Below are 21,153 nucleotides of genomic sequence, written 5' to 3'. Positions count from 1 at the left end.
GACAGTGCGATGTCGCTCACCCCACCCTTTCGGTGATGTTGAGGATCCTTCTGCACAGAAGCGCTCGGTGCCGTCGGGGGGGAGTGCCACATGTTGCGTCGTTGGACCTTCGCTCAGCGGGTCGGGGCGGGTCTGTCCGTATGCCTGCTGGCCGGACTCATCCTGCTCGCCACCCTGGTGTCCGCGGCCCGAACGATGGCGGTGGAGGGCCAGCCGTGGCCGCACCAGGTGTCGGACCTGCTGGCGGGGCTGCTGGGCCTGGGCGCGCTGGCGGCGCTGGGCATGGTGCTGCGCAACGCGCTGGGCCCCATGCACGCGGAGCGGCTGCAGAGTGAGCAGCGGCTGCACCTGTTCATGGATGGCGTGAGTGACTACGCGCTGTGCTTCCTGGAGCCGGACGGCACGGTGTCCTGCTGGAGCACCGGCGCGGAGCGGCTCACGGGCTGGGAGTCCTCGGACATCGTGGGCCAGGGCGTGGAGTGCCTGCACGTGCCGGACGCGGTGCTGCACGGCCTGCCGGCGTCCTACCGCGAGCGGGCCGCGCGCGAGCGGCGCCTGCAGTCCGAGGGCTGGCGGATGCGCAAGGACGGCTCGCGCTTCTGGGCGGAGACGCTGCTCACCGCGCTGTACACGGAGAGCGGCACGCTGCAGGGCTTCGCGGAGGTGACGCGCGACATCACCGAGCGCAAGCGGACCGAGCGCATGCAGGCGCTGCTCGCGGAGGCCGGCCGCGTCCTGCAGCCCCAGGCGGGCGCGGAGGCCCTGGGCGCCGCGCTCACCCGCCTGTGCGTGCCGGAGGTGGCGGACGCGTGCGTGCTCTACCTCCCGGACGAGCACGGGCTGGTGCGCCCGGGCGCGGTGGCGTGCGCGGACGCGGCCACCCAGACGCGGCTGTGGGAGCCGCTGCTGCGCAGGCCGTCGTCGGACGAGCCCGGCCCCGCGCGCGTCGTCCACACCGGCCGCGCGGAGCGCTTCGCGGAGGTGGATCCCGACCGGCTCCCGCCCTCCGTGAGCGACAGCACCTACGCGGAGCTGTGGCGCGCGCTGGGCGTGCGCTCCGCGCTGAGCGTGCCGCTCGTCGTGGACAACCGCGTGCTGGGCGCGCTGTGCCTGCTGTCCACCCGGCCGCACCGCCACTACGGCGCGGTGGACCAGGCCTTCCTGGAGGAGCTGTCCGCGCGGGCCGCGCTGGCGCTGGACAACGCCCGCCTGATGGCGGCGACCCAGAACGCGCTGGAGCTCATCGGCGTGGCGGCGCACGACCTGGGCACCCCGCTGAGCTCGCTGCAGCTGCGCCTGCGCCGCGTGCGCCTGCAGTGCGCGCCCCCCCACGGCGACGACGCCCGCCTGCGCGAGGGCCTGCTCCTGGCCGAGGACGAGACCAAGCGCCTGGGGCGGCTGGTGCACAACCTGCTGGACCTGTCGCGCCTGTCCGGAGGCCGGATGGTGCTGGAGACCCAGCCCATGGACCTGGCGGAGCTGGCGCACGAGGTGGTGGCCCGCCACGAGGACCAGGCCGCCGCCGCCGGCTGCCCCGTCACCGTCCACGCCCGGGGCGAGGCGCGCGGCCGGTGGGACCGCCAGCGCCTGGACCGCGTCCTCACCAACCTGGTCAGCAACGCCCTCAAGTTCGGCGGGGGCAAGCCCGTGGAGGTGCGGGTGGAGCAGGACGCCCACCGCGCCCGGCTCATCGTGCGCGACCACGGCACCGGCATCCCCCTGGAGGCCCAGCAGCGGCTCTTCACCCGCTTCGAGCGAGTCACCACGGACACCCGCACCCCTGGCTTCGGCCTGGGCCTCTACATCGTCCGCCAGCTCGTGGAGGCCCACGGCGGCGCCATCCGCGTCCACAGCCGCCAGGACGAAGGCGCCGAGTTCACGGTAGAACTCCCTTTCACCCCGGAATCCGGGGTCGCTGTCGCATCCTCGATTCGTGCATGACCCTCCCGGGTGGGTTGCGCTCTACACCGCCTTCCCATTCAGTCGCCAACAGTCCGAATTCTCCTCTGAGTAGAATTATTCTCAGAAGTTGAATCGCTCTGTTGATTATGGATATTCTCCGTACGGCTAGAAATGCTCACTCCCGGTAAAAACCGGCATTGAGCGCGGCCCCTCCCGCCACCGTCCCCCCGACGCAAGGGCACCTGGGTCCACTGGCCGCGACGCTGCTCCGGCAAGCGTCCGCAAATACGCGTTCGGAGGAGTCCCCTCATGTTTGGAGCTGACACGATTCGGGAGCGGTGTACTCGCACTTCCCCCCGCCTGGGTTCGGCGGGCCGCGCGAGCCTGCTGGCGGCGCTGACCAGCCTGACGCTGGCGTGTGGCGGTCCGGACGCCCCGGAGCTGGAGAGCGCCTCCGCGCAGGACGCCGAGGCCGCGTTCGCGACGCAGGGCCAGGCGCTGTCGGACGACGACGCGCGCAAGGGCACCAGCGGTTCCAGCGCGGCCGTGGGCCTGGCGCTGGAGGTGGACAACGGCCTGGGCATCCCGCTGAAGGTGAAGGCGGGGCAGACCTTCTACGTGAACCAGATTGACCTGCGCGCCTCCCTCTTCGCCACGAAGGACGAGGGCGTGGACGGCCTGAAGCGCAACAGCGACTTCGTGGCGCTGGGGTGGTCCGGTGTGCGCCAGGCGGACCAGGAGTTCGTGGGCCTGTCGAACGCGGACGGCACCTTCACCCGCCGCCGGTTCTACCGCGACGCGGCCTGGATGAAGGTGACCAGCCTCTTCACCGTGGAGCCGGTGGACGCCCGGGGCGTGCTGACGGGCCCGCCGGTGCTGCTGAACATCGGCAGCGACGAGACGCGCCGCACGGAGCGCGACGACTTCTTCATCCGCCGCCTGCGCGCCATCCAGTGGACGCGCGACTGCCGCTCGCTCACGGACTGCAAGGGCGCGAAGGCCTACGAGGAAGAGGCGCTGGTGGAGGTGCGCAACGCGTACGACCACGCGAAGAAGCAGACCCTCACCTTCACCTCCCAGACGCGCGGCCTGCGCCTGCGCTGGAGCCTGCGCCCCTTCTCGCCGTACTACATCCCCGTCACGCAGGTCTCCAAGCCGGAGTTCGACTACGGCTTCGCCATCGACATCAAGCCGCTGACCGCGGCGCGCAAGGACGGCACCTACGCCCCTGGGTCCAACGTCACCTTCCAGATGACGCTGAAGGACGGCAAGGGCAAGCGGCTGCACCCGGCGGGCAGCCTTCCAACCTACAATGAAGTCGCACCTCCGGGCGCTCCCGGCAATCCGGCGGGAATCCAGTACTATCAGGCCTTCTTCGACCCGACGACGACCTACTACCGCCGCAAGCACCGGGAACGGATGATGATGACGCAGCTCATCGGGCCGGCGCAGGACATCCAGCCCATCCGGAGCATCGTCGACCTGGAGGCCTTCCTGGATGACTCGCAGGACGTGCAGACCATCGCCACCCAGGCGCGCGACGGCGTCTACGCGCAGTTCATGACCTTCCCGCCGGCCAACAAGCTCTTCGGCGGCGCCTTCTTCCCCAACGACGGCCGCTGGGACGCGCCCGTGAGCGACACGTGGACGTACCGCATCCCCGCGGACGCGAAGTCCGGCACCTACCTGGTGACCGCCAAGGCCCGCCGCGTCTACCTGGGCGAGGACGAGCCCGCGTCGCGCACCATCGAAATCCAGGTGGGGACGAAGACGCACACGGAGGCCACGCTGACCACCGGCCCCTGCAACAGCTGCCACAGCAAGGGCGGCGAGCTGGGCGAGGTCCTCCATGCGAACGACAACCGCGCCGCGTGCGCGTCGTGCCATGCTCCGCTGGGCTTCGAACTGGAAGGCCCCATCTTCGTGCGCACGCACTTCATCCACTCGCGCTCCAACCGCTTCGACGCGCCCCTGCAGAAGTGCTCCTCGTGCCACCTGAAGCCGGACACGACGCAGCGCACCAGCAAGGCCGCGTGCCTGTCGTGCCACAAGAGCTACCCGGCCAGCCACGTGGCATCCTTCGGCCCCATCGAAAGCATGTATGTGGGTGGCGGCCGGGAATCGTTCCAGCAGTGCACCGGCAGTTGCCACAAGACACACCCCGGCAGCGGCTTCTAGCCGCCGCCGGTTCGCACGGAGGTCCCCCATGGCACACGTGAAGATGCAGACGGCTCGCTCCACCCTCACGGACCCCGTCGCCGCCGCGGAGGACCTCCTGCGCCAGCTTCACGGCCCCGCGCCGAAGCTGGTGACGCTGTTCGCGTCGCGCCAGCGCGACCAGCGCGCGCTCAACCGCGCGGTGCGCGAGCGGCTGCCCAAGGAGACCCGGCTCGTCGGCGCCACCACCGCCGGCGAGCTGGACAACAACGGCATCCACGAGAACAGCGTGGTGCTGGGCGCGCTGTCCGGCGACTTCGAGGTGGGCCTGGGCCTGGGTTCGGGCCTCACCGGGGACGCCATCGCCGCGGGCGCGCAGGCCATCCGCCGCGCCTGCGAGGAGCTGGGCGTGCGCCAGCAGGACCTGGACGCGCGCCGGTACGTGGGCCTCGTGATTGACGACGGCTTCCGTTACAAGAAGGAAGAGCTGCTGCTGGGCATCCTGGAGAAGAACCAGACGCTGGTGCTGGTGGGCGGCGGCGCCAACGACTCGGAGACGGACCCCGCGCGCCAGTCCGCGCTCATCCACGTGGACGGGGAGGTGGCCGGCGACGGCGTGCTGGTGGCCCTCTTCAAGACGAACGCGCCCTGGGCCGCGCTGCGCTCCCACTGGTACGTGCCCACCGGCGAGCGGCTCACCATCACCAAGGTGGATGAGACGCACACGCGCGCCCTGGAGATCGACGGCCTGCCCGCGGCCCGGCGCTACGCGGACATCCTGGGGGTGGACAACATCGCCGACCTGGAGTTCGGCCGGCCCGGCGGCTTCGCGTCGCGCCCCACCGCGCTCAAGGTGGGCCGCGAGTACTTCATCCGCGCCGCGTGGCGCCCCCTGGAGGACGGCTCCATCCTCTTCGCCAACCTCCTGGAGGAGGGCAGCGAGCTGGACCTGATGAAGGCCGGGGACCTGGCGGGCATGACCCGCGACTTCTTCACGGAAGAGCTGCCCCGGCGGGTGCAGAACCCCCAGGCGGCCCTCCTGTTCCACTGCAGCGGACGCATGTGGTACGCCGGAGCCACCGGCACGGTCCCGAAGCTGTCCGAGGCCATGAAGCTCGCGCCGGCCGCCGCTGGGATGAACGTGCACTTCGAGATCTACTCGGGGTTCCACATCAACACCACGCTGACCGTGCTCGCGTTCGGTTCCAACTAAGAGACCATGGCCCCTCACCCGTTCGACGTGGCCCTCGCGGAAGCACCCCTCGGTTACACCCTGTCCCTGCTGCTGGTGGGCAGCGAGCGCGAGACGCGCGCCATGCGCGACGCGCTGGAGCGGGAGGACATCCTCTCCATGCTCACGCTGGAGCCCGCCTGTACGCGCGAGGCCCTGGAGCAGGCGATGGAGCGCCCCTGGGCCCTGGTGCTGGCGGGCGCGGAGGTGCCCGGCATGACCTGGGAGGACATCCAGGCGGCGTGGGTGAAGCGCGGCAAGGAGCTGGCCTTCGTGGTGAGCGCGCCCACGTGGAGCGTGGACACGCTGGCCTCCGCCATGCGCGCCGGCGCGCGCGACTACGTCACCGAGGACCGCTACGGCCACCTGCCCTTCGTGGTGGCGCGCGAGCTGCGCCTGCACGCCGAGCGCGCCCAGCACCAGGTGACGGGCGTGGAGCTCAAGCGCACCAACTACCTGCTCAGCAACATCATCGACGCGCTGCCCTTCGTGCTGTTCGTGAAGGAGGCGGAGACGCGCCGGCTGGTGGTGGTGAACAAGACGTTCGCGGACGCCTTCAAGGTCACCAAGGAGTGGTTGCTGGGGAAGCTGGACCACGACTACTTCCCGGCGGAGCAGGCGGAGTCGTTCATCGCCATCGACACGGAAATCCTCGAAACGCGCAAGATGAAGACGTTCGAGGAGGTCGCCCGCGCGGACGGCCAGGACCGCATCTTCGCCACGCGCAAGATTCCCCTGGTGGATGACCAGGGCGTCGCGCGCTTCGTGATGGGCGTCACGGACGACATCACCGAGCGCAAGCAGAACGAGGCGATGCTGCGCGCCTCCAAGGAGGAGCTGGAGGCCGCCAACAAGCAGCTGGCCGCCAGCCTGGAGGAGATCAAGAAGACGCGCGCGGTGTCCGCCCGGTCGCTGGCGAGCTACCAGCAGCGCGCGCTCCAGATGGAGATCATCCGCCAGCAGAACGAGGACCTGGACCGGCTGGCCCAGGAGCTCTCCGTCGCCAAGCGCAACGAAGAGGAGCGCGCCCGCGAGGCCGAGGGCGCCGTGCGCCTCAAGAGCGAGTTCCTGGCGAACTTCAGCCATGAGATCCGCACCCCGCTCAACGGCATCATCGGCTACTGCGACCTCCTGATGCGCGAGGAGGGCAACCGCCTGACGCCGCACGGCCGGCGCGACCTCAACGTGGTGAAGACGAACGCCAAGACGCTGCTGGCGCTCATCAACGACATCCTGGACCTGTCGAAGATCGAAGCGGGCCGCGTGGAGGTCGTCACCGAACCGGTGGACGTGCAGGAGCTGGCCGACGAGTGCATGGCCACGGTGAAGGAGTACCTCAAGGGCAAGGACGTGGCCCTCACGGTGCAGGTGGACGACGACGCGAAGGAGATCCGCACCGACGCGCTCAAGCTGCGGCAGATCATGCTCAACCTGCTGAGCAACGCGGCCAAGTTCACCGACACGGGCGAGGTGGCCCTGACGGTGGTGCCCGCGGGCTCGGGGGAGTTGCTGATGACGGTGGAGGACACCGGCGTGGGCATCCCGTCGGATCAGCTCCCCTTCATCTTCGAGAAGTTCCGCCAGGTGGACGGCTCCACCACGCGCAAGGTGGGCGGCACGGGGCTGGGGCTCGCCATCGTGCGCGAGCTGACCCGCGTGCTGGGCGGCACCGTGGACGTGAAGAGCACGCTGGGGCGCGGCTCCACCTTCACCGTGCGGCTGCCGGACGTGCTGGCGCGCACGGTGGGCGCGGACAGCCCGCACGCCACCGAGCGGCTGGTGCCGGTGCACGACGTGGCCCAGCGGCTCGCGCCCATGGCGCGGCCGGGCAGCACGGTGCTGGTGGTGGACGACGACGTGCTCATCCAGCAGCTCGTCACCGGGCAACTGGAGCCCGCGGGCTTCAAGGTGGTGACGGCGGATGACGGCATCGCCGCGCTGAAGCTGGCGCGGGAGCTGAAGCCCCAGGCCATCCTCCTGGACATCCACCTGCCCCGCATGGACGGCTGGTCCGTGCTGAGCCAGCTGAAGAGCGAACCCACGCTCGCGGGCATCCCGGTCATCCTCGTGTCGGTGGAGGAGCAGCGCGCGCGCGGCTTCAGCCTGGGCGCGTGCGAGTACCTGGTGAAGCCGGTGGAGCCGGAGCGGCTGGTGGAGGTGGTGCAGAAGAGCCTGGCCTCCGCGGGCGCCACGGCCGCCACGGGCGACGTGCTGGTGGTGGACGACGACGCGGCCACGCGCGAGCTGGTCAGCCGCAACCTGCGCCGCGCGGGCTTCTCCACCAACGAGGCGCGCAACGGCGAGGACGCGCTGCTCAAGGCGCGCGTGTCGCCGCCGTCGCTGGTGGTGCTGGACCTGATGATGCCGAACCTGGACGGCTTCGAGGTCCTGCGCCGCCTGCGCGCGGAGAAGCTGTCCGTGCCGGTGGTGGTGCTCACCGGCAAGACGCTCTCCTCGGAGGAGGAGGCGCTCCTGCGCGACGGCTTCGCCGGCTTCGTGCGCAAGGGCGGCCACGCGCTGGAGGACGTCATCGCGCAGGCCAAGGGGCTGCTGATGTCCCAGCGGGCCGCCTCCGCCGGGAAGCTGCCCCGCGTGCTGTACGTGGAAGACAGTGAGCAGAACCGCGACATCGTCCGCCGCTACCTGGGCGGACTGTATGACCTCATCGAGGCGGAGGACGGCGAACAGGGCCTGGAGCGCGCCCGCAACGACACGCCGGACCTCATCCTCATGGACCTGTCCCTGCCGAGACTCGACGGCTGGGAAGTCACCCGCAGGCTCCGGGCGTTTCCGGATGGGCAGAACGTGCCCGTCATCGCTGTTACGGCGCACGCGGGTCGCGAATACCAGGACAAGGCCCAGGCGGCCGGCTGCACGGCCTACCTGACCAAACCCCTGGACCGCGAGCAGCTCATCGAGACGATTCGCCAGTACCTAGGGAGAAGCCATGGCTGAAGCAAAACCGCGCGTCCTGGTGGTGGACGACGATCCGGACCTGCTCGACCTCGTGCAGCGCTCGCTGAGCGCGTACGGGTTCGATGTGCAGACCCACACGTCCGCCCTGGGCGTGTCCAACATCGTGCGCGCCTCCGAGCCGGACTTCGTGCTCATTGACGTGAACTTCCCCGCCCTCAAGGGGGACAAGGTCGTGGGCCTGGCGCGCCAGTACGCCCCCCCCGGCACCCGCTTCATCCTCTACTCCGCCTCCGACGAGGCCAAGCTGCGCTCGCTGGCCATCGCCTCCGGCGCGGACGGCTACATCTCCAAGAGCGTCCAGGGCGCCGACCTGGCCCAGAAGCTCAACGCCATGCGTCTGAAGCCCAGGCCGGCGTCGCCGAACCGCAATCCCTCACCTGTTGAGAGCTGACCCGCCTCCGGGGTACGCCCGACCCCTCGGGCTACCCCGTCCTCTGGGACGAGTGGAATCTCAAGAATCGATAACCCGCAAGCCCGGTATGACTTGAAGTTCACAAAAAGGCCTGTAAGGTAGTCGCTTCTAGAGTTTTACGCGCTCACTGTTCTCCCCGGACTGGGGCGCGCACCACCCACCACGAATGCCTGCGTCCCCCCGGAGGCACCTTGCACACGTCGACTGATTACAGCCATGCGGAAAAGCTGAAGCAGGAACTGACTCAGCCCCTGTTCAACCCGATGCTGAAGAAGTGGGTCGGCAAGGGCGAGCTGGACTACGAGCGGTACCTGCACACCGGCACGCTGCTGGCGCTTCAGTCGCCCGAGGACGAGCGCGTCTCGCACGACGAGCTGATGTTCCAGATCGTCCACCAGTCGCAGGAGCTGTACCTGAAGCTGGCGTCCCGCGAGATGGTGGAGGTGGTGGCGGAGATGGACCGCGACGCGCTGTGGGCCGTGGTGGCGCGGCTGGCGCGGGTGCAGAAGATCCTCCAGTGCATCAGCGCGGAGATGGCCATCCTGGAGACGATGACCCCGTCTGACTACCAGGTCATCCGCCGCAGCCTGGGCAACGGCAGCGGCCAGGAGTCGCCGGGCTACAACACGCTCCGGCACGCGGCGGACGGGCTGGAGTCCGCGATGGAGCGCATGCTGGAGCGCCGGGGCGTCACGCTGCTGGAGGTCTATTCGGCTGGGGGGCCGGCGGACCTGAGGCACGTGTGCGAGCAGCTGGTGACGGTGGACGAGGGCTTCCAGGGGTGGCTGTACGCGCACTTCCAGCTGGTGCGCCGGACGATTGGCGTGGACCGCTCCGTGAAGGCGCTGGACGGCCTGCCTTCGCAGGTGCTGGCGGCCCGGATGAACCTGCCGCTGTTCCGCGCGCTGTGGGACGTGCGCGTGGAGCTGACGGCGGGCTGGAAGCGCGAGGGGGGCTACGCGCCGGGCGCGCACCGTCCGAGCACGGACGCGCATGAGCCCCGCGTCGGCGGCGGCTGCCCGATGCACGCGATGCACTCCTCCCACGCGGCGCACGTGCCGCACCCGCACCCGGCGCCGCATGCGCACGCGTCGGCGTTCGCGCACGCCCAGGAGCTGCGGAGCCAGTCGTGACGGTGGCGGTGCTCCCGGGAGCGCTGCGCGCGGAGTACCCGCTGCTCCAGAGCTGCACGTACCTCAACAGCAACTCCACCGGGGCGCTGCCCCGGGCGGCGGAGCAGGTGCTGGCGGACTACTGGCGCACGATGCGCGCGTGGCGCGATGACACCTGGGACGCGTGGCTGTCCCAGATGCAGGCGTACGCGGACGGCGTGGCGGGCCTCATCGGCGCGCCCGCGGGCTGCGTGGCGCTGGACACGAACCTGAGCGCGCACCTGTCGCGGCTGGGCACGTGCCTGGACTTCTCCGGAGAGCGCCGCCGCGTCGTGGTCACCGACCTGGAGTTCCCCACGGTGCCCTTCATCTGGAAGGGCTTCGCGCGCTACGGGGCGGAGCTGGTGGTGGTGCCTTCGAAGGACGGCCGCGTGGACGAGGCCGCGCTGGAGGCGGCCATCGACGCGCGCACGCGGCTGGTCTGCGTGTCGCACGGGGCCTTCGCCACCGGCGCGCTGCTGGACGTCGCGCGCGTGGCGAGGGCGGCGCACGCGGCCGGGGCGCTCATCGCCACGGACGCGTACCAGACGGTGGGCGCCGTGCCGGTGGACGTGCGCGCGCTGGACGTGGACTTCCTGCTGGGCGGCGCGCACAAGTGGCTGGGCGGCTCGGAGACCGCCTTCATGTACGTGCGCCCGGAGCTGCTGCCCACGCTGCGGCCCGCGGCCACCGGGTGGCTGGCCGGCGCGTCGCCGCTGGGCTTCCAGCAGACGTCGGACTACGCGCCGGACGCGCGGCGGATGATGGGCGGCACGCCCGCGCCGCTGATGGTGCTGCTGTCGCGGCCGGGGCTGGAGCTGCTCAAGGGCGTGGGCATGGGCGCGGTGCGCGAGCACTCGCTGCAGCTTACGGACCGGCTGATGGCGCGCGCGGACGAGGCCGGGCTGCACGTGGTGACGCCGCGCGAGCCGCACCGGCGCGGCGGCGTGGTGGCGCTGCGCTTCCCCGGCGACGCCCAGGTGACGCAGCGGCTGGTGGCGCGCGGCTTCATCTGCAGCCACCGGGGCTTCCTGCGCGCGGCGCCGCACTTCTACAACACGCTGGAGGAAGTGGACGCCTTCATGGACGCGCTCCTCCACGAGCAGCGCAAGGAGGCCGCATGAGCGCGGCGCCCCTCCCCTCCCCTCGCGAGGCCCCTTCGCCCCGCGCCCTGCTGCACCTGTTGTTCAACGGCGCGCGCGCGCTGGACGTGGTGGAGTCCGCGCTGGGGCTGGGCCTGCTGGACGCGCTGGAGCCCGGCCCGGTGACGCTGGGGGAGCTGGCCACGCGGCACGGCCTGCTGCCCAAGCGGCTCTACAAGTTCCTGGACTGCCTGGAGAGCCTGGGGCTGGTGCAGCGCGAGCAGACCTCCGACGCGCTGGAGGCCGCGCGCTACCGCGGCGTGCCGGGGCTGCGCGCGGCGGCGGAGGCCGTGCTGGGCGCGCGCTCGCTGGAGCGCGACCGGGAGAAGTACGACTGGAAGGCCCTCCACGGCCGGCTGCCGGAGGTGCTGCGCGGAGAGCACGCGATGTCCGCCGCGTCCTTCGACTGGCCTCCGCGCACGCCCGAGCAGGTGGAGGGCTTCGAGGCCAGCATGGCCGCGGGCCTGGGCCCCATCCTGGAGACGTTCCGCGCGCACGCGGGCACGCTGTGGCCTTCCGGGGCCCGGCTGCTGGACGTGGGCGGCGGGGACGGGACGCTCGCCGAGCACCTGCTGCGCCAGCACCCGGCGCTGGCCGTGGACGTCTACAACCTGCCCGCCACGGAGCCGCTGGTCGCGCGCACTCGCGAGCGCGCCGGCCTGCCCGCCCAGCGGCTGGGCTTCGTGGGCGGCGACTTCCTGCGCGAACCGCTGCCCCGGGACTACGACGCGCTGTCGTTCGTGCGCGTGCTGCACGACTGGCCCGCGGAGGTGGCGCGGACGCTGATGCAGGCCGCCTTCGCCGCGCTGCCCTCCGGCGGCCGCGTGCTCATCTGCGAGGAGTTCCGCACCCCGGAGCGGCTGGCGGCGCAGTTCTTCTGGTCGTACTTCCTCATCGGCGTGGACACGTGCGTGAGCCGGCTGCGCGAGGTGGAGTTCTACCTGGAGGGGCTCACCGCCGCGGGCTTCGCGAACGCGCACGTGCTGCCCGGCCCCTTCGAGCTGGTGGTGGCCACGAAGCCCTGAAGCGCCGCGCGCCGGACACAACCCCCACCCTCCGGGGAGGGGGTGCCCCCCCGGGACGTCCTGCGCGCCGACCGGCGCCGTGTCGTACGCTGGACAGGCCGCAGCTTCCGCCAGGTCTCGGCGGCAGGGGCGGTGCTCAACTTGTCCCCAGCCACACGCGGTACCCAGCCACACGCAGACGGGAGGAGCCTGTATGCCAGGTCCCCGGTCACGAACGGGGTTGAAGGCGGTTGCAGGGCAGGACCACGGGTTGGAGGAGGCGCGGGAAGCCCCCGCGCAGCGTGGAGGAAGGCCGGCGGCGCGCACGCATCTGGAGCGTGAGGTGCAGGTTCCGGTCGATGACTCCGTCCTCGTCAGGGGGCGGTGGGCGGTGCCCGCGGGGGCCCGGGGCGTGGTGGTGCTGGCGCGCGGCAGCGACAGCAGCCTCCAGAGTCCCCGGCTCGCGCAGACCTCGCGCCTGTTCCAGGCGATGGGGCTGGGCACCCTGCTGATGGACCTGCTCACCCGCGAGGAGATGGAGGAGCGCCGCACGCGGCAGCTGCGCTTCAACGTGGGCCTGCTCGGCATGCGCATGGCGGGCGCGGCGCGGTGGCTGCAACGCGAGGCCCCCACCGCGGGCCTGCGCGTCGGCTACTTCGGCGCGCACACCGGCGCGGGCGCGGCGCTGTCGGCCGCGGCCTTCCGGCCTGATCAGGTGGAGGCCGTCGTCTCGCGCGGCGGACGTCCGGACCTGGCCGGCGCGGTGCTGCCCCGGGTGCGGGCCCCCACGCTGCTGCTGGTGGGCGGCGCGGACGCGCTGGGCCTGGACATCAACCGCCGGGCCTACGAAGCGCTCCGCGCAAAGAAGCGCATGGACATCATCCCGGGCGCGACCCACCACTTCCAGGAGGACCTGGAGCTGGAGCAGGTGGCGGAGCTCGCGGGCGAGTGGTTCCTCCAACACCTGGGCGCACCCCGGGACGGCGCGGAGCAAGGCCCCGCGCCGTGAGCCAGCGCCGCGCCCCGCCCTACGCCATCACGGGGCGGGGAACGCCCAGCTCGCACGCCATCACCGCGAGCTGGGCGCGGTTCTCCGGCCCCAGCTTGCGGTAGATGCTCGTCAGGTGGGCCTTCACGGTGCGCTCGGTGATGCCCAGGTGCGCGGCGATCTTCAGGTTGTCCGCGCCGGCCGCCACGTAGCCCAGCACCTCGCGCTCGCGGAAGGTGAGCTGGGTGAGGACCGAAGGCGGCATGTCCCCGCCGTCCAGGTGCAGGGCCTGCGCGTGGAGCAGGTCCACGGGCAGCAGCCGCTCGCCCCGGGCCACGCGGCCCACGGCTCGCACCACGTCGTCACACCCCACCGTGAGCTTGCACAGGTAGCCCGCGGCCCCCACCTGGAAGCAGCGCTCCACCACGTCCGGCTCCTGATGGCCCGACAACACCAGCGCGCGCACCTGCGGATGGAAGTCGTGCAGGTACTTCAGCGCGCTCATCCCATCCTCCGCGCCAGCGCGGCCCACGTGCTCCAGCCGCAGGTCCACCACGGCGACGTCGGCCGCGGCGGCGCGCATGTTGGACAGAAACGCGCCCGTCTCCGCGCAGCGGGCCACCACCTTCATCCCCGCGCCTTCGAGCAGAGCCACCAGGCTCTCCCGGAACAACTGCTGATCCTCCAACAGCGCCACACGGATCTCCCGCCCCACTGCATTCAGCTCCATGGCTGGCACCCTTCTCTTCCCATCGAATCGAACTCCCCCCTGGGAAGGGACCCGCGGAGCCTATGTCACTCCCCCGCACCGAATGGAACCGGGCCTCCGGTGGAGCACACCGGAGGATGTTCACCGAACGTTTCAACGCACGACGCTTCGGACAGATGGCGTGTCCGCGACTCTTCCATCTGTAGGAGAATGCAGGTCTTGCCCGGCTATATCCGCTGGGCTACTTCCCCTCCGCATGGCGACCCAGCCCCCCGAGACCGAGCGCTCGAAGCCATCCCAGAGAAGAGGAGGCAGGTCCGTCACGACGAGCGCGCCATGCGGGCCACGGACGGCCACGCGCCGGGCTCCCGCATCCGCTCCGAGGACACGCCTCGCGCCTCCGCGCTCCAGGAAGAGCACCGCCGTCTCCAGGCCCGTCTGAAGGCATGAGCCCGCGCGCCGCCACCCATCCGCCTCCCCCCAACAGCGCTGGAGTTCCCGACGCGCCGGAGCTGCCGCGCAAGCACCGTGAGCCGCTGGCCAGTCACTCCGCCCTGGTGCGCAAGCTGGGGGCAGGCACCGGGAGGCAGGCCATCATCTTCGAGCTCGCGCGCTGGGCGCTGGAGCTGAACGACACCGCGCTCGCGGTGCTGACCCCGACCACCGTCGTGCTGGCCAACCCCCGCTGGCACGCGCTGGGACGCGTTCGCGGGCCGTGGCGGCGCGAGGGCGAAGCCGGGCGGTGGATGGCCCTGCGCGACGTGGGCCAGGAGGAGGCGGCGGCGGTGCGAGCCCAAGCGGCGGAGGGGCCGCGCGTCACGCGCTACCGCCAGGAGGGCGACGTCCGGCCCCGGCTGCTGGAGGTGCGCGCCGAGCGCGTCGCCGGCACCGCGCGGGGACAGGTGCTGCTCCAGGTGCGCGACATCACCGCCCAGGCGCGCGCCGAGGAGGAGCTGACGAGCGCGCGCGCCGCCCTGCGGGAGCGCGAGCAGCTGCGCGCCCTGGGAGAGCTGACGGCGGGCATCGCGCACGACCTGCGCAACACGCTCAACGCCATGCGGATGCGGCTGGAGATGTTCCAGGCGGAGGCGGCCCCCTCGCCATCCGGCCGGGATCACCTGGAGGCGATGGAGCGCATCGTGTCCGACGCGAGCGCCCGCGTGGACCGCCTGCGGGACTTCTCCCGCGGCAAGACGGGCGCCGTCCTGGAGCGCATCCAGTTGGCGGACGTGGTCCGCGACGCGGTGGACCTCGCCCGGAGCGGCCTGGAGCACCGGCCCCGGAAGGGGGGCAAGGCGCTGCGCCTGGACGTGGAGACGCAGGAGCGGCTTCCGGAGGTCTCCGGTTCGGCGATGGAGCTGCGGTACGTCATCATCAACCTGCTCATCAACGCGCGCGAAGCGATGCCCCGGGGCGGCCTGTTGCGCGTGCGCGCCTTCAAGGCGGGGAGGTCGGTGCGCATCACCGTGGAGGACGAGGGCCTGGGCATCCCGGAGGAGTCCCTGCCCCACCTCTTCACGTCCTTCTTCACCACCAAGGGAGACAAGGGCACGGGCCTGGGCCTGGCCATGGCCCACGGCGTGGTGACGCGCGCGGGCGGCCGGCTCACCGCGGCCAACCGTCCCGAGGGGGGCGCGGTGATGACCCTCAGCTTCCCCGCGCTGAAGTCGCCCGGGCGCCTCAAGGCCTCCTAGCTCCCCACGTCCCCATCCGCGCAGGGTCGCTGCCTCCCCGCCGCGTCAGGGCCTCGTTCTCCACGCAGCCGCGTCCGGGTTCCTGGAGCAGGGGCATGGCTGTCCTGGCGTGCCCACCCGCGGGGATGGGTGAGGGTGAGATATCGGTCGGAAGAATCCAGAAAATTCCAGGGAGGCTGGCCAGTGGGGAGAGCCCTGGGCGATACTCCGGGCGTGCTCGGGTCGCAGGTTCCTGGGGCGGCGTGTCCGAGACACCCCATTTCGCCGGTTCGGTTCCAGGGGGAGCCACCCATGTCGGAGATGAAGATTCGCGTCCTCATCGTGGACGATGATGCGGACCAGCTCGCGCTGGCGGAGCGGACGCTGTCCTCCTACAACTTCGAGGTGCGCACGCACCGCTCGTCGCTGGGGGTCTCCAACCTGGTGCGGACCACGGCGCCGGACCTGGTGTTGCTGGACGTGAACATCCCGGCGCTCAGCGGCGACAAGGTGCTGACGCTGGCCCGGCAGCAGGCCCCGGAGCACACGCGCTTCGTCCTCTACTCCGCCTCCGACGAGTCGAAGCTGCGCGCGCTGGCGCTGGCCGCGGGCGCGGACGGCTACCTGTCCAAGAGCACGCAGGGCGCGGACCTGGCGCGCAAGCTGGAGCGGCTGCACAAGCGCCCGCGCGTCGCCGCCGGGACGTAAGCGCGCGCAAAAGGCTCAGTCGCCCGCGAGCGCGCCGACGTCCAGGAACACCTGCCGGAAGTCGCCGCTCGCGCCCACCAGGCGCAGGTTCTGGGACAGGCCTCCGGTGGCGCGGAAGAACATCATCGCTTCCGGGGGCGGCTTGATGCGCAGGAAGCGCGCGGCGTTTCGCGTGAAGTGATTGCGCAGGTCGCGGTTGATGTCGCTGGTGCCGTAGTCGAACGGGGACGCGCGCATGGGCCGCCCGGCGATGTGCAGCACCTCGCGCAGCAGCTCCTCCGCCTCCGCCTCCGGCAGCTCCATGGAGAAGCCGACCTCGCGGCACAGCCCCAGCACGTCCAGCATCTCCAGGCGCAGCGCCTGCTGGAACATGCGGCGGTTGGAGGTGACGAAGCCCGGGCTGAAGCGCTTGATGGAGCCGAAGTCCAGCAGGCCCATGCGCCCGTCCGGCATCACCATGAAGTTGCCCGGGTGGGGGTCCGCGTGGATTTCGCCCGCGACCAGGAAGGGGCCGTAGGTGGCGCGGATGAGCTGGCTCGCGACGCGGAAGCGCGCGGCGTTGTCCGGTGACGTCGTCACCCAGTCCTTGAGCGTCTGGCCCTCCAGCAGCTCCAGCGTGAGGACGCGGCGCGCGCTCCGGTCCTCGATGACCTGGGGCACGTACAGGTCCGGCAGCGTCGCCACGCTCTTCGCGAAGCCGGCGGCGAGCTTCGCCTCGCGGCGGTAGTCCAGCTCCAGCATGAGCTCGTCGCGGAACTCCCGGAAGTACGCGGTGCCGTCCATCATCCGCGACGTCTTGGACACCGTCTTCACGAGGAGGCCCAGGTTGTCCATGTCATGGCCCATGGACGCGTCGATGCCGGGGTACTGCACCTTCACCGCCACGTGACGGCCGTCATGCAGCACCGCGCGGTGCACCTGGCCGAGCGACGCGGCGGCCAGCGCGTCCGGGGAGAACTCGCGGAACAGCTCCTCCGGCGGCGCGCCCAGCTCCTCCTTCACCACGCGCGACACCTGCGCGTAGGACATGGCCGGCGCCTGGTTCTGGAGCCGGGCCAGCATCTGCCGCACCTCCGGCGTGAGCAGGTCCGGGTCCATGGAGAGCGCCTGGCCCAGCTTCATGGCCGCGCCCTTCATCTCCCCCAGGGTGGCCACCAGCTTCTCCGCGGCCCCCAGGGTGAGCAGGTCCGAGGGGTCTCCCCCGGAGAGGCGCCGGGCCCCCGTCTTGAGCACCTCCGACCCCACCTGCATGGAGAGGCCCGCCAGCTTGCGCAGGCGGTTGAAGCGCCCCTGGGGCGGCAGCTTGTCGTCGGGTTCGGAAGCCATGGGAGAGCAGAGAGTTAACGGGCACTCCTCTCCCATACGCAAGACGACCCGGGGACGGATGTGTGTCCGGTCCCTCTACCGGGTGACGGTCGAGCCCCGCACCCGGGCCCGGAGGAAGCGCCAGCGCTTGAGCCCCTCCAGGTCCAGCGGGTCCGCGCGGACCGCCAGCTCATACGCGGCGAGCGCCTCTTCCAGCCGGCCCACGGACGCCAGCGCGTCCCCGGACAGCCGGTGCACGGCGGCGCGGCCCTCGCGGCCGGTGTTGCCCGCGAGGAAGCGGCGGCGGCACTGCTCCAGCATGGTGGCGGTGAGGCCCGCGGCGAGGCAGCGCTCGATGCCCTCCACGTTGCCCAGCGTGGCGTCGTACTCCACGCGCCGCTCCACATGCCCCAGCGTGTGGAGCGCGCCGGCCACGCGCTCCAGCGCCCGGTCCACCTGGTTGCGCTGGGCGTCCGACAGCTGCCGGGCCTTGAGCAGCTCCAGGGCGCCGCGCGAGCGCTGGGCGGCGGTGCGCACGGCCTCCAGGGTGGCGTCCCGAGGCAGCTCCAGGACGGCGTAGGGGTCCCCGGCGAGCCGCCGGCGGAAGCCCTGGAGGACGGCCTCCGCCTGCGCGTCCTCGGGCGTGGGGAAGCCGCCCGCCGCCGTGGGCTGCGAGGCCCCCGGCCGCGTGCCGGTGCGCAGCTGGGCGAGCTGGGCCTGGAAGGCGGGGCTGGAGTCGCGCAGCTGCACGCCGAAGCCCGGGGACATGTGCCACGACTGGGCCTGCTCGGCGGTGACGTGGCGGACCACCTGCGCGGCGCAGGGCAGGTCGCCCCCGGGCAGCCGCAGCACCAGCGACACGTCCGACAGGAGCGCGGGGGGCGGGGCGGTGAGCTGGAAGAAGAGGCCGGAGCGGCCCACCCACTCGCCCTTGAGCTCGACGGAGGCCAGGGCGCCGGTGCCGCGCAGGAGCGCGGTGAGCGGCGCGGCGGACGGCGCGGGCGGCGGCGCGAGGGCCGCCTCCAGGGCGGCTCGCAGCTCGATGGCGGAGGTGAAGCGGTGTTCGGGCCGCTTGGCCAGGGCGCGCAGCAGCACGCGGGACAGGGCCTCCGGCACGGCGGGGTTCAGCTCGTGCGGCGCGACCGGCTCCTTCTGCAGGTGACCCACGAGGATTTCAGCGGCGGTGCGGCCGACGAAGGGCACCTGGCCGGTGAGCAGCAGGTACGCGAGCACGCCGGCCGCGTAGATGTCGCTGCGCGCGTCCACCAGTCCATCGCCGCACTGCTCGGGGGCCATGAACTCCGGGGTGCCCAGCAGGACGCCCACCTCGGTGGTCATCTCCCCGGCGGGGCGGGACAGGAGCTTGGCGATGCCGAAGTCGAGCAGCTTCACGCGGTGCCGACCGTTGGGGCCGGGGACGAGGAAGACGTTGGCGGGCTTGAGGTCGCGGTGGACGATGCCGTGCGCGTGCGCGGCGCCCAGCGCGTCACAGACCTGGGTCATCAGGTCGACCACCAGCGCCGGGGCCATGGGGCCGCGGGCGAAGTTGGCGAGGCTGTCCCCCTCCAGGTACTCCATGACGAGGTACGGGCGCCCGTCGCGCGAGTCCAGGTCATAGAGGGTGACGACGTTCTCGTGCTGCACGAGCGTGAGCGTGCGGGCCTCGGAGAGGAAGCGCGCGATGAGCTCCGGGGCCTGGGCCAGGTGCGCGTGGAGCACCTTGATGGCCACGCGCTTCTGGATGAGGGTGTGCTCCGCGAGGAACACGGTGCCCATGCCGCCGCGGCCCAGCTCGCGCACGATGCGGAAGCGGCCGAACTCCTGGCCCACCAGCGACGGCACCACGGGCGTGGGCGACGACATGGGCGACGGCGTCACGGGCACCACCCCGGCCGGTCCCGGCGGCGGCGTGCCGGCGTAGAGCATCGTGCCGCCGGTCGCATCCAGTCCGCGCATCAGCGTGGGACACGCCTCCGCTTCGGAGTGGGGCTGACCGCAGGAGCAGATGTGAGGCGACGGGGCGAGCACGAGGGGACCGGACCTGGGAGGCGAAGCGGGGGTGGAACAGCGTCAGCGGCCGATGCGAGGGATGTGCCAGGAGCCGGGATTTTCCGGCTCACGCGGGCGGACCCGCCAACCGGTTGATCCGCTTCGTCTTCGCGACACTCGAATGCGGCGTGGGTTCCAGCTCATCCGAAGACACCCCTCGGTTTCGGGGATTTTTTACAGCCCCGGGACGGAACTGTTTTCCGTCCTGCCCATCCCAATACGTTGGGTCCGCCAGACCTTGAGCACTTCCGCCCTGATTCCCCTTCAACGTCGCTGCCGCACCGCGCAGTCCCTCAACGATGACAGCAGCCCCCGCGCGTTTCCAGTGCGTGACAACACGAACACCGAGGCTGGAAAACATCTCGTTCACTCTCGAAGAAAGCCGCGTTTGCCAGTCTCACGGTGGGCACCGGGAAGCCCTTGAGGAGTGCGAGGAGGGCGCGGATCCACGGCGTGTTGGGGGCCGGACAAAGCCCCCGGGCTGAAGTGTCCTGCGCGGATGACCGGGGTTCCGGGGCTCCAGTTGGAACGCAGCCGCGTGCGGCGGGGACGCGGGCTCTGGGGCGCGCGGCGTCCACTTCTGGCCTGGGCGGAGGCGGAGGCGTCGGGGCTGGAACAGGGGGTGCGTGATCCACCGGACAGGGAGGGAGAAGCGCGCGGACACCGCGCCCGGTTCGTGGACCCTGTGGGCGGCGACGGGGGGAACGACATGCGGGATGAACGAGGCGCGGCGGTGGGGCCCGTGGGAATGCCGGTCATGGCGGCGTTTTCGCGGCGGAGGGTGCTGCGGGTGCTGGGCACGGGGCTGGTGGCGTTGCCGTTCCTGACGCAGCTCGAGTGCGGCGATGACGACGACACGGGGACGCCGGACGCGGGGACGCACCCGACGTGGGCGACCACGGGGACGGCGGCCATCACCCAGGCGACGCGGGATTTTGATCCATTCACGGAGGCGCCGAGCGCGCCGTGCACGTTGACGTGCGCGATGACACAGGGGCCGTGTTACGCGCCGACGCGGGTGGCCCAGGACGTCACGGATGGGCTCGCGGGCGTGCCGGTGCGCTTCGCGTTCCAGCTGTTGGATGAGGACTGCCAGCCCATCACGGATGCGTCGGTGGACATCTGGCACGCGATGCCGACGGGGGTCTACTCGGGCGAGTCGGAGAACCTGGCGTTCTGCGCGGGCAGCGCGGCCAGCGAGGTCGAGCCGTTCCAGTACTTCCGGGGCGTGCAGTTCACGGACTCGCGGGGACGGGTGGACTTCTATTCGTGCTACCCGGGTTGGTACTCCAGCCGCACGGTGCACCTGCACCTGACGGTGCGGCGGGGCGTCACCCCCGACGGGGGCTACAGCGAGCAGACGGAGTTCCTGACGACGCAGCTGTTCTTCGACGACGCGCTGTCGGACGACATCTACGGCACCGTGGCGACGTATGCCCGGACGGAGACGCGGGACACGAACAACACGGACGACACGGTCATCGCCGCGTCCGCGGTGGATGCGTACCTGTTCAACGAGACGGTGATGGACGACGGGTCGCTGCTCTGCGCGAAGACGCTCATCCTGCGTGCGTCCACGTCCGAGGCGCTGTGCGACGCGCCCGGCGGTTCGGGTTCGACGGACGGCGGCGAGGGCGGGCCGGGGCCAGGAGGCAGCCCGCCGCCCGACGATGGGGGCTTCATCCCGCCACCGGGCGATGGGGGTGCGCCACCGGCGCCCTGAGCGGCAGGCGGCTCGAGGACAGG

General features: G+C 71.5%; 15 protein-coding genes. 12 read left to right on the top strand and 3 right to left on the bottom strand.

What is annotated here, in order from left to right:
- The first annotated feature begins 90 nt into the window (after positions 1 to 90).
- The 9 genes from GTY96_RS16350 (at position 91) to GTY96_RS16310 (ending at position 12,984) form a co-directional block, all read left to right on the top strand.
- Positions 91 to 1,941: a sensor histidine kinase gene (locus tag GTY96_RS16350; RefSeq protein WP_161665201.1), complete on the top strand. Its 1,851-nt coding sequence runs from the start codon at positions 91 to 93 to the stop codon at positions 1,939 to 1,941.
- A gap of 270 nt (positions 1,942 to 2,211) precedes the next feature.
- Positions 2,212 to 4,080, top strand: coding sequence for a cytochrome c3 family protein (locus GTY96_RS16345; protein ID WP_161665200.1), 1,869 nt, complete (start codon positions 2,212 to 2,214; stop codon positions 4,078 to 4,080).
- A gap of 28 nt (positions 4,081 to 4,108) precedes the next feature.
- Positions 4,109 to 5,272: an FIST signal transduction protein gene (locus tag GTY96_RS16340; protein WP_143904103.1), complete on the top strand. Its 1,164-nt coding sequence runs from the start codon at positions 4,109 to 4,111 to the stop codon at positions 5,270 to 5,272.
- A 6-nt stretch (positions 5,273 to 5,278) separates the two neighbouring features.
- Positions 5,279 to 8,245 (top strand): response regulator, encoded by a 2,967-nt coding sequence (locus GTY96_RS16335; protein WP_143904101.1) that lies wholly within the window; start codon positions 5,279 to 5,281, stop codon positions 8,243 to 8,245.
- Positions 8,238 to 8,657 (top strand): response regulator, encoded by a 420-nt coding sequence (locus tag GTY96_RS16330; protein WP_143904099.1) that lies wholly within the window; start codon positions 8,238 to 8,240, stop codon positions 8,655 to 8,657. The genes GTY96_RS16335 and GTY96_RS16330 overlap by 8 nt, the downstream gene beginning before the upstream one ends.
- Before the next feature lie 212 nt (positions 8,658 to 8,869).
- The gene (locus GTY96_RS16325) at positions 8,870 to 9,811 is read left to right on the top strand and encodes a tryptophan 2,3-dioxygenase family protein (protein WP_143904097.1); all 942 of its coding nucleotides are present in this window, start codon (positions 8,870 to 8,872) and stop codon (positions 9,809 to 9,811) included.
- Positions 9,808 to 10,953: an aminotransferase class V-fold PLP-dependent enzyme gene (locus GTY96_RS16320; protein WP_143904095.1), complete on the top strand. Its 1,146-nt coding sequence runs from the start codon at positions 9,808 to 9,810 to the stop codon at positions 10,951 to 10,953. Before GTY96_RS16325 ends, GTY96_RS16320 begins: the two co-directional genes overlap by 4 nt.
- On the top strand, positions 10,950 to 11,996 hold the full coding sequence (locus GTY96_RS16315; protein ID WP_143904093.1) for a methyltransferase: 1,047 nt from the start codon (positions 10,950 to 10,952) through the stop codon (positions 11,994 to 11,996). Before GTY96_RS16320 ends, GTY96_RS16315 begins: the two co-directional genes overlap by 4 nt.
- Before the next feature lie 322 nt (positions 11,997 to 12,318).
- Complete coding sequence (locus tag GTY96_RS16310) at positions 12,319 to 12,984, top strand: dienelactone hydrolase family protein (protein ID WP_255442430.1); 666 nt, start codon at positions 12,319 to 12,321, stop codon at positions 12,982 to 12,984.
- 19 nt (positions 12,985 to 13,003) lie between these two features.
- On the opposite strand, the gene GTY96_RS16305 is transcribed toward GTY96_RS16310, so the two are convergent.
- Complete coding sequence (locus GTY96_RS16305; protein ID WP_143904091.1) at positions 13,004 to 13,693, bottom strand: LuxR family transcriptional regulator; 690 nt, start codon at positions 13,691 to 13,693, stop codon at positions 13,004 to 13,006.
- 425 nt (positions 13,694 to 14,118) lie between these two features.
- Here GTY96_RS16305 and GTY96_RS16300 point away from each other — a divergent pair, with 425 nt between their 5' ends.
- Together GTY96_RS16300 and GTY96_RS16295 are read left to right on the top strand one after the other, a co-directional pair.
- Positions 14,119 to 15,366, top strand: coding sequence for a sensor histidine kinase (locus tag GTY96_RS16300; protein ID WP_161665199.1), 1,248 nt, complete (start codon positions 14,119 to 14,121; stop codon positions 15,364 to 15,366).
- Positions 15,367 to 15,657: 291 nt separating this feature from the next.
- A complete protein-coding gene (locus tag GTY96_RS16295) occupies positions 15,658 to 16,053 on the top strand; it encodes a response regulator (RefSeq protein WP_161665198.1) in 396 nt (131 codons plus the stop codon).
- Positions 16,054 to 16,068: 15 nt separating this feature from the next.
- On the opposite strand, the gene GTY96_RS16290 is transcribed toward GTY96_RS16295, so the two are convergent.
- Positions 16,069 to 17,379 carry an ABC1 kinase family protein gene (locus GTY96_RS16290; protein WP_143904085.1) on the bottom strand — a complete coding sequence of 437 codons (1,311 nt, stop codon included), beginning with the start codon at positions 17,377 to 17,379 and terminating at the stop codon, positions 16,069 to 16,071.
- A gap of 75 nt (positions 17,380 to 17,454) precedes the next feature.
- Positions 17,455 to 19,314, bottom strand: coding sequence for a serine/threonine-protein kinase (locus tag GTY96_RS16285; RefSeq protein WP_235685636.1), 1,860 nt, complete (start codon positions 19,312 to 19,314; stop codon positions 17,455 to 17,457).
- 850 nt (positions 19,315 to 20,164) lie between these two features.
- On the opposite strand from GTY96_RS16285, the gene GTY96_RS38270 reads away from it, so the two are divergent.
- A complete protein-coding gene (locus GTY96_RS38270; protein WP_268903946.1) occupies positions 20,165 to 21,130 on the top strand; it encodes a dioxygenase family protein in 966 nt (321 codons plus the stop codon).
- The last annotated feature ends 23 nt before the right edge of the window (positions 21,131 to 21,153 follow it).

Source organism: Corallococcus silvisoli, from assembly GCF_009909145.1.
GTDB lineage: Bacteria > Myxococcota > Myxococcia > Myxococcales > Myxococcaceae > Corallococcus > Corallococcus silvisoli.
The sequence above is the reverse complement of the archived record's forward strand: the minus strand, read 5'-3'. Positions and strand labels throughout refer to the sequence as shown.